At 32.4% G+C, this 16034-nt stretch carries 17 protein-coding genes; all 17 read left to right on the forward strand.

The features are described from left to right. The first annotated feature begins 4 nt into the window (after nucleotides 1–4). Nucleotides 5–1171 (forward strand): ABC transporter ATP-binding protein, encoded by a 1167-nt coding sequence (locus AC0LWJ_RS01130; RefSeq protein WP_474237183.1) that lies wholly within the window; start codon nucleotides 5–7, stop codon nucleotides 1169–1171. 60 nt (nucleotides 1172–1231) lie between these two features. Then, entirely contained in the window at nucleotides 1232–2083 is an 852-nt protein-coding gene (locus AC0LWJ_RS01135; protein WP_474237182.1) for an ABC transporter ATP-binding protein, read from the forward strand. Nucleotides 2084–2125: 42 nt separating this feature from the next. Then, nucleotides 2126–2914 (forward strand): ABC transporter permease, encoded by a 789-nt coding sequence (locus AC0LWJ_RS01140; RefSeq protein ID WP_474237181.1) that lies wholly within the window; start codon nucleotides 2126–2128, stop codon nucleotides 2912–2914. 11 nt (nucleotides 2915–2925) lie between these two features. Then, nucleotides 2926–3864, forward strand: a complete 939-nt coding sequence (locus tag AC0LWJ_RS01145) for a radical SAM protein (RefSeq protein ID WP_474237180.1) — start codon at nucleotides 2926–2928, stop codon at nucleotides 3862–3864. Nucleotides 3865–3974: 110 nt separating this feature from the next. After that, a complete protein-coding gene (hydE, locus tag AC0LWJ_RS01150) occupies nucleotides 3975–5033 on the forward strand; it encodes a [FeFe] hydrogenase H-cluster radical SAM maturase HydE (RefSeq protein WP_474237179.1) in 1059 nt (352 codons plus the stop codon). A gap of 67 nt (nucleotides 5034–5100) precedes the next feature. Beyond that, nucleotides 5101–6324, forward strand: a complete 1224-nt coding sequence (locus tag AC0LWJ_RS01155) for an amidohydrolase family protein (RefSeq protein WP_474237178.1) — start codon at nucleotides 5101–5103, stop codon at nucleotides 6322–6324. Nucleotides 6325–6344: 20 nt separating this feature from the next. After that, nucleotides 6345–7487, forward strand: a complete 1143-nt coding sequence (locus tag AC0LWJ_RS01160) for an iron-containing alcohol dehydrogenase (protein ID WP_474237177.1) — start codon at nucleotides 6345–6347, stop codon at nucleotides 7485–7487. Nucleotides 7488–7562: 75 nt separating this feature from the next. After that, nucleotides 7563–7835 (forward strand): sporulation protein YqfC, encoded by a 273-nt coding sequence (yqfC, locus tag AC0LWJ_RS01165; RefSeq protein ID WP_474237176.1) that lies wholly within the window; start codon nucleotides 7563–7565, stop codon nucleotides 7833–7835. An 11-nt stretch (nucleotides 7836–7846) separates the two neighbouring features. Beyond that, nucleotides 7847–9040, forward strand: coding sequence for a sporulation protein YqfD (gene yqfD / locus AC0LWJ_RS01170; protein ID WP_474237175.1), 1194 nt, complete (start codon nucleotides 7847–7849; stop codon nucleotides 9038–9040). Next, nucleotides 9033–9998, forward strand: coding sequence for a PhoH family protein (locus AC0LWJ_RS01175; RefSeq protein WP_474237174.1), 966 nt, complete (start codon nucleotides 9033–9035; stop codon nucleotides 9996–9998). The genes yqfD and AC0LWJ_RS01175 overlap by 8 nt, the downstream gene beginning before the upstream one ends. 131 nt (nucleotides 9999–10129) lie before the next feature. Continuing rightward, nucleotides 10130–10618: an rRNA maturation RNase YbeY gene (gene ybeY / locus AC0LWJ_RS01180; protein WP_284679507.1), complete on the forward strand. Its 489-nt coding sequence runs from the start codon at nucleotides 10130–10132 to the stop codon at nucleotides 10616–10618. A 5-nt stretch (nucleotides 10619–10623) separates the two neighbouring features. Beyond that, on the forward strand, nucleotides 10624–11322 hold the full coding sequence (locus AC0LWJ_RS01185) for a diacylglycerol kinase (protein WP_474237173.1): 699 nt from the start codon (nucleotides 10624–10626) through the stop codon (nucleotides 11320–11322). Nucleotides 11323–11343: 21 nt separating this feature from the next. After that, complete coding sequence (era, locus tag AC0LWJ_RS01190; RefSeq protein ID WP_474237172.1) at nucleotides 11344–12246, forward strand: GTPase Era; 903 nt, start codon at nucleotides 11344–11346, stop codon at nucleotides 12244–12246. Between the two features lie 34 nt (nucleotides 12247–12280). After that, nucleotides 12281–12934: a deoxyribose-phosphate aldolase gene (gene deoC, locus AC0LWJ_RS01195; protein ID WP_474237171.1), complete on the forward strand. Its 654-nt coding sequence runs from the start codon at nucleotides 12281–12283 to the stop codon at nucleotides 12932–12934. Nucleotides 12935–13059: 125 nt separating this feature from the next. Continuing rightward, entirely contained in the window at nucleotides 13060–13806 is a 747-nt protein-coding gene (gene recO, locus AC0LWJ_RS01200) for a DNA repair protein RecO (RefSeq protein WP_474237170.1), read from the forward strand. Between the two features lie 13 nt (nucleotides 13807–13819). Then, nucleotides 13820–14230: a DUF4342 domain-containing protein gene (locus AC0LWJ_RS01205; RefSeq protein ID WP_284679504.1), complete on the forward strand. Its 411-nt coding sequence runs from the start codon at nucleotides 13820–13822 to the stop codon at nucleotides 14228–14230. 118 nt (nucleotides 14231–14348) lie between these two features. Next, nucleotides 14349–15737: a glycine--tRNA ligase gene (locus AC0LWJ_RS01210; RefSeq protein WP_474237169.1), complete on the forward strand. Its 1389-nt coding sequence runs from the start codon at nucleotides 14349–14351 to the stop codon at nucleotides 15735–15737. The last annotated feature ends 297 nt before the right edge of the window (nucleotides 15738–16034 follow it).

Raw genomic sequence — 16034 nt, forward strand, 5'->3', positions numbered from 1 at the left:
AAATATGCTTAAGGCAATAGGTATTGATATAGGCTATAAGAATAAGACCGTTCTTCATGATATCAATATTGAAATGAATCCCGGACAGCTTATATGCCTTTTGGGTCCTAATGGGGTTGGGAAAACAACGTTTATGAAATGCCTTGGTGGATTTTTAAAACCTCAAAAAGGCGAGATATTCATAGATACACAAAATATACACAAAATGACAGATTCTCAATTGGCATGCAAGATATCTGTTGTATTAACAGGGCGTATAACTGCAAGCAACATGACTGTTTTTGATATTGTTAGTATGGGGCGTTATCCTTATACAGGTTTGATGGGAATTTTAAGTCAGAATGATAAGAATATTGTGATGGATTCTCTAAAGTCTGTTGGAATAGAACATCTAAAAGACAGATTTATTACAGAAACCAGTGACGGAGAATATCAAAAGGTCATGATTGCCAAAGCATTGGCTCAGCAACCGGAGGTAATGCTCTTGGATGAAGCTGTTGGTCATTTGGATGCTAAAAATAGATTTGAAATACTTTTACTTTTAAGAAATTTGGCACATGAAAAAAATGTTACGGTTGTAATGATACTCCATGAGGTAGATTTAGCTTTACGTCTTTGTGATATGGTTGTTCTTGTTGAAAAGGGAGGCATGAAGGCATATGGTCCTCCGGAGGATGTTTTAACGGAAAAAGCCGTTAAAGAACTTTATAATGTTGATAAAGCCGGTTTTTGCCGCTCTATGGGAACACTTGAATTAAAATGTGATAGTAATAAAAGCTTAAAGGTTCATGTACTTTCAGGAAAAGGAAAGGGTGCTCCCATTATTAGAGCTTTGACAAGACATGGATATAAAATTTCCATAGGACCCTTGGCTGAGAATGATGTAGATTATTTTGTTTCAAAAACAGCGGATACAATTGTTTATGAATTAAATGATATGCCGGCATTAATAGAGAATCTTAAGGAATCAGATGCAATTATTGATGTGGATTTTTCTTTTAATGGAGATAGTTCAATTATTCTTAATGAGCTAAAAAATTTAAATATTCCCATATATAGCTTTAGAAATCAAAAAGAGGTACAATATGTTTATGGGAGTCAAGATATAAAAACTTTAAATAGTGTTGAAGAAATGTTGAGGTCTTTGAACTTGCAACAAGGGATTTATTGAGAAAGGAGGAGGCGTTTTATTTCCTCTCTTCATGTATGGGAATAAAACACCGAAAAGCGGATGATTAAAGTAGAAAACTTGGTAAAAGTATTTGGTAAAGTTAGGGCTGTTGGGGGAATAAGCTTTGAAATTTCTTCCGGAGAAATATTTGCACTACTTGGACCTAACGGAGCTGGTAAAACAACAACTATTCGGATGCTTATCACGCTGACGCGTCCAACTTTTGGAACAGCATATATAAATGGCTATGATGTAAGAAAAAATGCTTTAGAAGTAAAAAAACAGATTGGGGTTGTGCCACAGCAATTAAATCTTGAAAAAGAGCTAACGGCATGGGAAAATTTAGAGCTTAACGGTATGCTTTACGGGATGGAAAAAGAGGAAAGAAGGAAGCGAATACAGGAGCTTCTTGAATATGTTGGACTTATGGACAAGGCGAATATCAATGTAGAAAAATTTTCCGGAGGTATGATGCGCAGGCTTATGATTGCCAGAGCACTAATGCATAGACCGAGGGTACTCTTTCTTGATGAACCAACAGTAGGACTTGACCCTCAGACAAGGAGAAAGATATGGGATTTAATAAAAACAATGAATCAAAACGGCATGACGGTTCTTCTTACAACACATTATATTGAAGAAGCAGAGAATCTTTGTAACAGGGTTGCTATAATTGATAAAGGAAAACTGATAGCGATTGGCAGTCCTGACGAATTAAAAAAGGAGGTAGGAAGTGTTGTTCTGGAATATCTTGAAAATGATAACACCGTAAGACATTTTTTTTCCTCAAGGGCAGATGCACTAAAATATGCAGAATCTTTGGATAAGGATATAAACATAAGAGAATCAAATCTTGAAGATATTTTTGTTAAACTTACAGGCGGAGAATTAATTGAGAGCAACAAGCTATAAAGTAATTTATAATTAAGATTAATGTGCGAAAGGAGGGAAACCTTGAATAGACGTTTTTGCATCATTCAAGGTGAAGAGATTATGAAGGAATTTTTAAAATTTTATCCTATATTTTGGAGAGAAATGATATACTGGAAAAAACGTTTCAAGAAAATATTTGCAGGTAGTCTTATAAGTCCTTTGCTATTTTTAACAACGTTTGGCTTGGGGCTGGGGAAAAATATGTCTGTAAATGGAGGCAATTATTTAGATTTTGTATTACCCGGTATTATAGCACTATCATCCTTGAACAATAGCTATAATTCCATCGGAGCTGATTTAAATATAAGGAGGACGATATTTAAAACCTTTGACCAATATGTGCTGGCACCTATCAAAACCTCATCTGTTGTGCTGGGAGAAGTCTTGGCAGGAGCTCTTCAAGGTCTAACTTCATGTCTTATTTTATTGTTACTTGGATTGCTTTTTGGCGCTCATATAAAATTAACACCTGTTTTTTTTCTTGTACTTATTGCATCTTGTTTTACTTTTGCTTCTCTTGGAGTTTTGGCGGCGATGGTAGCCGATTCCCATGCTGATATGGCAAACTTTGGAACGTTTTTCGTACTTCCTATGACATTTTTAGCTGGAACCTTTTTCTCTGTTGATACAATGCCTCTTCTTGTCAAAGTTTTCATCTGGATGCTCCCTCTGACTCCTATTAGCCATTCATTAAGAAGTATAGCTTTAAATAAGCCGATTTCACCTCTTCCATTTGTTGCTGTTTTTATTTGGGTTATATTTATGTATTATTTTGCAGTAGTAGCAGCTAATAAAAAATCAGCTGATTAGGATGGTAAATCATGGTTAAAACTTTTATTGTTGCTGTAACAGGGAGGTGTAATCTTTCCTGTCGTTATTGTTACGCTTCAAAAAATACAGGGAAGAATGGTGATATGTCATGGGATACAGCAAAAAGTATATTGGAATTTATAAAGAAGCAAAACAAGGATGATTCTCAAATGTTTTTGGTTCAATTTACAGGCGGAGAACCTCTTTTAAATCTTCCTTTGATTGAGAGATTTGTGCAAGAATTACGTAAGGAAGGTCTTTCTTGCATTTTTCAGCTTCAGACAAATGGCACCCTTTTGAATCATATGAATATATCTAAACTTAAAGATTTGGATATAGGTATAGGAGTGAGTATCGATAGTATACCCGAGGTAAATGATATCATGCGACCTTATCGCAATGAGATTTCTCATTCTTCTACTGTTGATGTTTTGAAAGGTATCCAGCTTTTGAAAGAAGCGGGAATTTGCATAAATGTAACATCAGTTTTAACAAAAGAAAGTCTTTCAAGCATAGATAAATTTATTGACTTAGTTTATTACTTGGGAAATATAAGAGGTATAAGTTTCAATGTATTGAGACTTACAGGAAGTGCTTTTGATATGTCTGTTCCTATGGAAGAGGAAATTACTTTAAATATAAAAGCTGCCATAGAAAGAGCTGAATTACATAATAAAATTACAAATCGTACTATAACTTTTAAATTTCTTGAAAGGCTTATGAATTATGGATACAAGGAAGAATGTAGGACATTTAATGGTAGCGGTATATTTGTGAATCCCGATGGAGAGGTTTATCCATGTCCTTCACTTTCTGAAAAAAAAGATTATTATATGGGGAATATAATGAATAAAGATTTTAAACAGAAAACCTTTAGGGGGAATTGCCCTTATTTAAAGCAGTGCCGTATGCTTGAAAGGCTCTTTGAGAGGTATTATGAAATAAAATAAATTTATAAACTTTTATGGATTTATATGGAATCATATCTTGATTTTTTATACTGAGTATAATATAATGCAATCAAATAGTTTTAAAAAGTGAAGAAGGGAAGGATTTTCCCATGACAACCAAAATTGAAAAGGTTATAACAAAAGCATTAAAAACTCATGAACTTAACAAAGAAGAAATAATCATGTTACTTGAAGCAGAAGGTAAAGATAAGGAGTTGTTATTTCAGGAAGCCGATAAACTTAGAAAAAATAATTTTGGGGATGAGGTACATCTTCGGGGGATTATTGAATTTTCTAATTACTGCAGCAGAGAGTGTTTTTATTGTGGTTTAAGATGTCAAAATCATGTTGTGAATAGAAACAGGATGACAATAGATGAGATATATGAAGCAGCAAAGGAAGCAAGAAATCAGGGATATATGACGATTGTGCTTCAATCAGGAGAAGATTCTTGGTATAAAGTTGATATATTGGCTGAATTGATTAAGAAGATGAAGGATAATCTTGACCTTGCAATCACTATGTCGGTGGGAGAAAACTCAAAAAATTTCTATAAGATTTTAAGAGAAGCTGGTGCTGACAGGTATCTATTAAAACATGAAACATCAGATAAAGAGCTTTTCGAAAAATTACGACCTGGCACTACTCTTCAAGGGAGATTGAATAGACTTAAAGATTTAAGGGAACTTGGATATCAAATAGGAGGAGGATTTATGGTAGGATTGCCCGGGCAGAGTATAGAGACTTTAGCGGATGATATTCTGCTAACGAAAGAATTGGATGTAGAAATGGCTGGAATCGGACCTTTTATTCCACATCCTGAGACCCCTCTTCGTGGGTATCCTGTTGGGTCTGTTTCTATGGTTTTGAAAGCAATTGCAATAACAAGGCTCTTGCTTCCTTTAACACATCTTCCTGCTACCACCGCACTGGCAAATTTATCACCTGAGGGGCGTTTTAAGGCTTTATCATGTGGTGCAAATGTAATTATGCCTGATCTAACTCCTATGATTTACAAAACCAACTATGAAATTTACCCAAAATCTTCAGAGCTTTTAAATTTTGATAATTCTTTTGCATCTTGGGAAAAAGAATTATTACAGCATGGCAGAAGGGTATCTAAGGACTATGGGCATACTCCTAAACCTGGATTTTTTGCCAAGCTATGATGTATGGAATTATTGAGATAGGCAGCTTGAGAATGAGAGTCATTTAAATAAGATAGGGGAAGACGTTTTGAAAAAGGTTATAAAAATAATGAAGGAAGATAAAAGGGTTTTGTTTGCAGGTAAACTTATAGAGAGTTCATATAAGCCTCCTTGTGAAAATGCTGCTGTTGTGATAGAAAATGGTATAATTAACAAGATAATTTATAATACAGATTTCAATAATTTAAAAAGAAATTTTAATGATTATAGGATTATTGACCTTTCAAATTTGACGCTTATGGCTGGATTTATCGATTGTCATGTTCATCTAGCACTTGATGGCATTAATTTTCAAAAAGCAGTGGAACAATGGGATTGTGATGAGTTGCTTTTTAAACGTTTAAAAAGAGAATTTAAAAATTATCTTGAAAAAGGTATCCTTGCCATACGAGATGGCGGTGACAGAAGGTTAATAAATATTACTGCAAAAGAAAAATGTAAAAGGGAAAGACTTGATGCACCTATTATACTTGCATCTGGTTTTGCCCTTAATAAAAAAGGAATGTACGGCAGTTTCTTAGGTGAAGGGATATTAAATAATGAAGATATAAAAAATTCTGTTGAAATCCTTTATCAAAAGGGGGTTGATCAGATAAAAGTCCTTATGTCAGGGATTGTAAGCTTTAAAGAATATGGAAGGGTTGGCTCATTACAGTTTTCTCTTGAAGAAGCAAAGGAGATTGTAAATGAAGCTCGAAGGCATAACCTCAAGGTTATGGCACATGCAAGTTCTGCAAAAGCAGTTGACATGGCAATAAAAGCTGATATGGATTCTATTGAACATGGCTATTTTCTTAGTGAAGAAGCTCTTGATATTATGGCTAAAAAGGAAATACCATGGATACCGACACTTGTTCCTGTTGCAAATCAATTAAAGGAAGATACTCGTAAATTTTATACAGAAAAAGAAATTGAAAATATTGAGAAAACTTTAGATTCTCAGCTTATAAGAGTCAAACAAGCTCAGGAAAAGGGAGTTATCCTTGGTATCGGTACAGATGCAGGTGCCAGTGGAACATATCACGCCATATCGTATTTTGAAGAGCTTAGGCTTTTTGAAAAAGCAGGTCTTTCTCCAACAGAGATTTTTAAGGCTGCAACTGAAAATTCTGCAAAGATTGTTGGTCTTGAAGATAAAATGGGAGGAATTGAGAAGGGTAAACTTCCCAATTTAATGGCATTAGAAGGAAATCCTTTGAGGGATATATCTTCATATGAGAAAATAAAATATGTTTTCATCACAGAAATATAAAATTATAGGGAGGTGTTTTTTTGAGTTTTGATGTGTTACTTCCAACCCGTATTATTTTTGGCAGAGGTAAAATAGAACAAATATCAGAATGTAGAACATATGGTGATAAGGCTTTAATTGTTACAGGAAAATATAGTTCAAAAAAAAGCGGGCTTTTGGGAAAAGTACTGGAAATATTAGATAATTGTACTATTCCGTATGTTATTTATGATGAGGTTATTTCAAACCCTGATTGTATTTCTGTTGATAAGGGTGTTAAGGTTTCAACTGAAAATAGATGTAATATGGTTATTGCACTTGGAGGCGGAAGTGCTATAGATACTGCAAAAGGAATTGCTGTTGGAAGTGTGGAACTATCCCCTATTTGGGATTTTTTGAGACCTGATTCAAGGAAAAGGTCTGTAAGAGGGGCATTGCCGATAATTGCAGTTCCAACTACTTCAGGCACAGGTTCAGAGGTAAACGGAGCTGCTGTAATACAAAACAATGAAATAGGTTTTAAACCATCCTTTAAAAGTATATATACCTTTCCAAGCTTATCAATAATCGATCCGGAGTTTATGACGACAATGGATAGAAGCGTAACTGCATCAACCGGTGTTGACGCATTCTGCCAAGCCTTAGAATGTTTTATAGGTGTAAAAGCAAATGAGGTCAGCAATATTTATGCATTGGAATCTATAAAACTTTCTTATAAATACTTAAAGAAAGCCTATGATGACGGTAATAATATAGAGGCGAGAGAAAAAATGGCGCTTGCTGCCATGTTAAGCGGTTTAGCGATGGCTTCTTCTGGAACAAGCTTAGTACATGCATTAGAGCATCCTTTAAGCGGACGTTACAATATAACCCATGGTGTTGGACTTGCAGCTTTGTTACCATCTTTTATTGAATTTTCATTAAAATATAATGAAGAAAAGTATAAAAAAATTGCTTCTATTTTAAGAGGAAAAGAGGTTGAAGCTTCAGAAATTCATACGATTATTGAGGAATTCTTGAAAAGCGTTGGTTTGAAGTTAAGACTTAGGGATTTAGAGATTAAAGAAGAAGATATTAATATTTTAGCAAAAGATACCATAATGACACTTACGGGAAGTATAAAAAATTTCAATAAACCTATAAATGAAGATGATTGCAAAATGATATACAAGATGGCATTGTAAGAGCATAAAGCTCTTTTTTTATATAGAATTTTTTTATTACCTTCCTCATAAGATTTAAAGAAGGAGGGCTTATGCATGAAATCAACCACTATTAAAGAAGGAATATTTAATCTTGTTGATTTTCCAAAAGAGGTATTATTAAATCTGCCTAAACTTACCTTGATTGGGGATACTCAGGCTACATTGGAAAATCACAGGGGTATTATTGAATATATTCCTGAAAGGATAAGAATAAATACCTCCATAGGTATTTTTAAAATTTGTGGGGAAAATTTAATGATTAATTCTATAATGACAGAAATCATTGTAATAACAGGAAAGATAGAAAGTATCGAGATACTTGATTAGGAGGGATAAACTTGCTGGCAATAAAATTGTGGAATTTTTTAAGAGGTTATGCTATTATTAAAATTGAAGGTTTATCCTTAGAAAAATTATTAAATCTTATTATATCAAGAGATATTTATATATGGGATATAAAAAGGATAGGACATAATACAGTAATTGCCAAAATAAGTTTAAAAGGATTTAAATTATTACAACCACATATAAGAATAACAAATTGCAAAGTGTCAATAATAGGTAAAAAAGGACTGCCTTTTATCATATTATATTTTAAAAGGCGGAAAATGTTAATATTTGGTGCGGTATTATGTATGGTATTAATTTGCATTTTTTCATCCTTTATATGGTGCATAAGTATAGAGGGGACAAAAAATATAAATGAACAGGCTGTGATAGAAGAACTAAAAAAGCTTGGTTTAAAAGAAGGGGTTTTTAAATATTCCGTAGATATTCCCAAAATCGAATCAGAATTTTTAGTTGACATGAGAAATGTTGCATGGATTGGGATAGATATTAAGGGTACTAAGGCATTCATAAAGATCGTTGAAAAAACCAAACCACCTGAAATTTTGCCTTTGAATGTTGCATGTAATATAATAGCTAAGAAAGATGGTATAATATATAAGATGGTAATATTACAAGGAGATGCGGTTAAAAAAGTAGGGGATACGGTAAAAGCCGGAGATATTATAGTATCTGGTATTATTGAAAGACCATATGCTAAGACGAGATTTGTACATTCAAATGCTGAAATTATTGCAAGGACTTGGTATGAAGGCTATGCAGATGTCGATTTATCAAAGCAGGCGTTTAAAAGAACAGGAAAATCAATCTCTATTACAAACATCAGTTTAGGTGAAAATACTATTACATTTGCTCTCAGAAAGATGGATTTTAAACATTATGATAAGGAAACAAAAATAATTACATCTAAGAAATCTCCTGTTAAAATCATTAAAGAAACTTATTATGAAACAGAAATAGAACACATTAAATTAAATAGAGACGAAGCTGAAAAATTGGCTATTGAAAAAGCTCTTAAAAATATCAAATCCGGACTTGAAAATGATGTAAAAATTATCAGTGAAAAAAAGAAAACCATGATAATAGAGAATCATATAATAAGAGCAGATGTAATAGTTGAGGCATTAGAAAATATAGGCATGGAAGAGAAAATAGATTATAAACAGGAGGTACAAATTGAATAAGGAAATAAATATTGACATCAACAATATTGAACAAGCCGCAAACCTGTTTGGCAAATTCGATGAAAACCTGAAATTAATTGAGGAAGGTATGAATGTCAAGGTTGTGGTACGTGATGATACAATCAAGATATCAGGAGAAGATACAAATGTCAATGCGGCAGAAAGGTTATTTAATGAGTTGATAGAATTTATTGAAAGCGGTGAGATTATTACACCACAGAATGTTATGTATGCCATGAAACTTGTAAATATAGGTGAAGAAGAAAAATTAAAGTCAATTTTATCTGACATTGTTTGTATTACCTCAAGAGGAAAGCAGATTAGATGTAAAACTTACGGACAGAAGAATTATGTAAAGGCAATGAAAAACAATGAAATAGTCTTTGGTATCGGTCCTGCAGGGACAGGAAAAACATATCTTGCTATGGCTATGGCGGTTACGGCATTAAAAAATAAAGAGGTTGGAAGGATTATACTGACAAGACCTGCTGTTGAAGCAGGCGAGAGGCTGGGCTTTTTACCTGGAGATTTACAGGAAAAAGTTGATCCATATTTAAGACCATTGTATGATGCACTGTATGATATACTTGGTGCTGAAGTGTTTCAAAAATATATGGAAAAGGGTTTAATCGAAGTTGCGCCTCTTGCTTACATGAGGGGAAGAACACTTGATGACTCATTTATAATTTTAGATGAAGCGCAGAATACTACCCCAGAGCAGATGAAGATGTTTTTGACAAGAATTGGATTTGGTTCAAGGGCTGTGGTAACAGGTGATGTGACACAGGTGGACTTGCCGAAGGATAAAAAGTCCGGTTTAAAAGATGTAATAGAAATTTTGAATGGGATAAAAGGCATAGAATTTGTTTTGCTTAAAGAACAGGATGTAATAAGGCATCCTCTTGTGGCGAAGATTGTTAAGGCATATGAGATATATGAAAAATCAAAGGAAAGTTGAGAATAAAATTATGATTACTAAATATGAGGCAAATTCCATACTAAAATTGGACAAACCTCTAATTGATTTTGGATTAATAGCGGATATATATTCCATTTGATTGTTGAAATTATAAAAACTGAGGTGTTACAATGAATATATTGATTGATGATAGGCAAAATAAAGTGAATTCGGAAGGGCTTGAAAAGATTATTAATGATGTTATTAAAATTTCACTTGAAGTTGAAGGTGTTGTGGATAATATAGAAGTAAGTGTATCATTTGTAGATGATGAAGAGATTCAAAAATTAAACAGATACTACAGAAATGTCGATAAACCAACAGATGTTTTATCATTTCCTTTAGTTGAATTTGAAGAAATTTATTCAGATATTAATTTGGAAGAAGAGAATAACAGCGGGCTTTGTGAGGTTGAACCTATAGGGGATATTGTAATATCACTTGAAAGGGCAAAAAGGCAAGCGGAAGAATACGGGCATTCATTCGAAAGGGAAATTGCATATTTAACAGCTCACAGCATGTTTCATTTAATGGGATATGACCATGAAAAAGATGATGATAGAAAAATAATGAGAGAAAAAGAAGAAGAAGTAATGACACGCTTGGATTTTAAAAGGTGATAAATATGGTTATAAAAAAACTTATTGAGAGTTTTAATTATGCCATTGAAGGAATAGAGTACGTTTTAAAAACCCAGTGGAACATGAAAATTCATTTTTCAATAGCAATAATTGTTTTGGTCTTAAGTTTATTTTTTAATTTTTCCAAATTTGAATTCATAGCACTAATAGCTACAATTTCTCTTGTGATTATTGCTGAAATGATAAATACCGCTATAGAAGCTACTATAGATATTATAACAGATAAATACAATCCCCTTGCCAAAATAGCGAAGGATGTTGCTGCAGGTGCTGTATTAATATCAGCCATAAATGCTGTTTTTGTAGGATATATACTTTTTTTTGACAGGCTTAATCCTTGGACAAACATATTATTGACAAGATTGAAGCAATCACCTGCACATGTAACATTTATAACTCTTGTTATAGTAATGCTTACCACAATAATTTTAAAGGTTCATTTTGGTATTGGAACACCCTTTCAAGGTGGCATGCCCAGTGCACACAGTGCTATTGCATTTTGTCTTGCTACTGCAGCTGCTTTTATATCAAAAAGCGCAATTATTGCTACAATTACTTTTATGATGGCATTTATGGTTGCTGAAAGCAGAATTGAGGGGGAAATACATACCACATATGAAGTTGTTATTGGTGGAATAATTGGTATATTAATAACAGTATTTTTCTTTCAAATAATGAAATAATTTGTAAAAAGAGGTGACAGAATGAGTTATAAATCTGGTTTTATTGCATTGATAGGCAGAACAAATGTTGGCAAATCAACCTTATTAAACACTTTAATAAAAGAAAAGATTGCTATAACATCAGACAAACCCCAGACAACCAGAAATACGATACAGGGTATATTAACAGGGGATAATTTTCAGATTATCTTTATTGATACACCAGGAATTCATAAACCAAAGCATAAATTAAGCGAGTTTATGATATCATCTGTTAAGAAAACATTAAATGAAGTTGACCTTATTTTATACATGATTGAACCGGATGTTAACATAGGACCTGGTGACCTTTATATAACAAATCATTTAAAAACAATAAGTACTCCTATAGTTTTGGTGGTAAATAAAATAGATGAAGTTTCTTATAATGTTGTAGATGATACCATTAAAAACTTTAAAGAACATCTTAATTTTAAAGATGTTATACCTATTTCAGCGCTTAAAAATAAAAATATTGATTTATTAATACATACCATATTGCAGTATTTGCCGGAAGGACCTCAATATTTTCCGGAGGATTATATTACAGATAAACCAGAGAGATTTATTGTATCCGAAATAATAAGGGAAAAGATGTTGTATTTTCTTGAAGACGAGGTACCACATGGGGTTTTTGTTGAAATCAACAGTATGAAACAAAAAGAGAATAAGGATATTCTTGAAATCGAGGCAATATTATATTGTGAGAAGGAATCACATAAGGCTATAATTATAGGAAAAAATGGGAAGATGTTAAAGAAAATTGGAACAGATGCCAGGATAGAACTGGAAAATTTATTTGGTCAGAAGATTTATTTGGATTTATGGGTTAAAGTAAAAAAAGGTTGGAGAGATAATATTAATACACTAAAAAATTTCGGATATTTAATTGACAAAAATCTTTAAATAATGTTAAATTGTATTTAAGTAGGTGAAATTAATGGAAATTGCAAAGATGATTGATTATACATTATTAAAATCAAATGCCACAGATAATGATATAAAAAAATTATGTACTGAGGCTAAGGAATATAATTTTGCTTCAGTATGTATAAATCCAGTTTATGTAAATTTTGCAAAAAATCTATTAGAAAGAAGCGATATAAAAGTATGTACCGTTATAGGATTTCCTCTTGGTGCAAATACAATTAAGACAAAAACTTACGAAGCTAAAGATGCAATAAAAAACGGCGCAGATGAAATAGATATGGTTCTTAATATAGGGAGACTAAAAAGCGGAGATTTCGATTATATTGAAAAGGAAATCAAGGCTGTTGTAAAAGAGGCAAAGGCATTGAAAAATGTTATTATTAAAGTCATACTTGAAAACTGTTATCTGACAGATGAAGAAAAGATAAGGGCGTGTGAAATAGTTGTACATTCAGGCGCTGATTTTGTTAAGACATCGACTGGATTTGGAATTGGAGGAGCAACAATAGATGATGTAAGGCTTATGAGAAAAACGGTAGGAGATAATTTCGGTGTTAAAGCATCAGGTGGTGTAAGGACTTCAGAGGATGCAAGGTTAATGATAAAGGCAGGCGCAAATAGAATTGGTACCAGTTCAGGGATACAAATTGTAAAGGGATGGTAACGATATGATGCTGCATTTTATTTGGAATTTATTTAATAAGACAGGTAAGATAGAATATTTTATGATTTACAAAGAATTTGAACGTGTATTTAAAAAGAATAATAAATTGAAAAAGGCAAATTAGTATGAGTTTTTTAAAAACGGAAGCTATTGTATTAAAAAGCAATCTTATAGGTGAGACGGATAAAATTGTTACGCTATTAACAAAAAGGAAAGGCAAATTACAGGCAGTTGCTAAAGGTGCTAGAAGAGCAAAAAGCAGTATGCTTGCTGCAACTTATCCATTATCAATGGGTAATTATGTATTATTTGAGGGGCAGAATTATTATTATATTGATCAATGGGAATTGATTCATTCATTTGTTTGCTTTGAGGGGAATTTATTAAATTTATCCTATGCAACGTTTTTTACGGATTTGGTGTACAAAGTATTGCAAAATGAACAAGAATGTTTAAATATATATAATCTTTTGAAATATTCATTATTGATTTTAGAAAAGGGTAAAATTCCTCCTGAGATAATAATGCTTGTATATGTTTTAAAATTTGTTTCATTTATGGGATATATGCCGGAATTAAACAAATGCTCATCTTGTGGGAATACAGAGAAATTGACATATTTTTCATTTTTAATGGGAGGAGTAGTGTGTAATAAGTGTAAAGATAAATGCAGTGATGCTTTTTATATCAAAGAAAATTCATTAAATACTTTTAGATATTTACTTAAAAATGGATTCAACAATTTAGAAAGGGTTAAAATATCAGGATTTATTACTGAAGAGTTGGATAAAATAATTAGTGGTTATATAAAGGTACATTTTGAAAAGGCTTTTGAGACAAAAACATTTCTTGATAAAATAAAAAATATGTAAGGAGGTGAAAGGAATGAATGAAGAATTGGAAAAAATAGATATGATAATCGAAAGAACAGGTGTAAGTTATAAAGAAGCAAGGGAAGCTTTAAACGAATGCAATGGGAATGTGGTTGACGCTCTGGTATATCTTGAAGAAAACAAAAAAAGTTGGACAGAGAATATATCTGTTGCAGGTTCAGAAGTACTTGATAAAATAAAAGATATAGTTAAAAAAGGCAATGTTACAAAGATAAGAATAAAAAAAGATGATGAGGTAATACTTGAAATACCTGTGACTGCCGGCGCTATCTCAGCATTATTGATTCCACAATTAACTTTGGTAGGTGTTGCTCTTGCATTTGTCTCAAATTGTACTATTGAAGTTGAAAGACCAAATAAAGAAATAACTATTATTAAAGAGCAAAAGAAAAAAACCGAATAATTTTAATCTATATTGACATGCACATAAGTATCTGGTATTCTAAAATAAATTGAGTTTTAACCCTTTCTTCCATCGGGGAAAAAGGGTTTTTGTTTACTTAGCAAAGGAGTGTTAAAATATGGCATCAGTCGTAACAATGGAAAAGATAGTGTCCCTTGCAAAAAACCGCGGATTTGTTTATCCCGGTTCAGATATTTATGGAGGACTTGCAAATACATGGGATTATGGTCCTCTTGGCGTAGAATTTAAAAACAATATTAAAAAAGCTTGGTGGTCAAAATTTATTCATCAGAGTCCATATAATGTAGGAATAGAAACTGCCATACTGATGAATCCCGAAACTTGGATTGCTTCAGGTCATGTAGGAGGATTTTCTGACCCCTTAATGGATTGTAAAGATTGCAAGTCACGGTTCAGGGCTGATAAATTAATTGAAAATTACTTAAAAAGCAAAGGCGAAGATGTCAATGTTGATGGATGGACTAATGATGAGATGCTAAACTTTATAAAAGACAACAATCTTCCATGTCCTATGTGTGGTTCACATAATTTTACCAATATAAGAAAATTTAATCTTATGTTTAAAACATTCCAGGGAGTTACGGAGGATTCTAAGGCAGAGATATATTTGCGTCCTGAAACTGCTCAGGGGATATTTATCAATTTTAAAAATGTATTAAGAACAACAAGAAAAAAAATTCCTTTTGGCATAGGACAAATTGGAAAATCTTTCAGGAATGAGATTACACCTGGTAATTTTACCTTTAGAACAAGAGAGTTTGAACAGATGGAACTTGAATTTTTTTGTAAACCGGGAGAAGACCTTGAGTGGTTTAAATATTGGAAAGAGTATTGTATGAACTGGCTCTTAAATTTAGGACTTAAAAAAGAGAATCTGAGGTTTAGAGACCACAGTAAAAAAGAACTTTCTCATTACAGCAATGCAACAACAGATATAGAATATATCTTTCCATTTGGATGGGGTGAATTATGGGGTATAGCTGACAGAACAGATTTTGATTTAAAAAGGCATATGGAACATTCTGGTGTAGACTTGTCTTATTCTGATCCTGTAACAAATGAAAAATATGTACCATACTGTATAGAACCTTCTGTAGGTGCAGATAGAGTTGCTCTATCCTTTTTGATAGATGCATATAATGAGGAAGAAGTTGGAGAAGGTGATATAAGAGTAGTGCTAAAATTACACCCTGCCCTTGCCCCCATTAAGGCTGCTGTTTTACCTCTTTCTAAAAAATTAAGTGAAAATGCATATAAATTATACGATAATTTAAGGGAAAAATTTGTTGTTGACTATGATGAAACAGGGAGTATAGGCAAAAGGTACAGAAGGCAGGATGAAATAGGAACACCTTTTTGTATTACATATGACTTTGATTCAATAAATGATAATTCTGTTACCATAAGAGAAAGGGATTCTATGGAGCAGATTCGGATAAAAATAGACGAAGTTGAATCATATCTTAATAACAAGTTGAAATTTTAAGGGTCAGGTATTAATCCTGATTTTTTTATTTAATTACGGATTTAAAATATAGTTGGCAAAAACTTAAGAAACTGCTAAAATATACTTAACAATTACATTTGTAATTGACTATTTAAATCAATTACTATATTTGGAAAAACTTAAATTATTTCAATAACTTTATAAATAAAGCCTTAGTAAATAGCAAATATTATATTAAAGAATTTTAAATGAAGAAGGTGATTAAATATCTATTGATTGATAAGATAGAAAAAACATTAAAAGAATTACTGCATAATATTGCTACAGAAAATGGAT

It is taken from the genome of Aceticella sp. 75b-Ac (assembly GCF_056032965.2).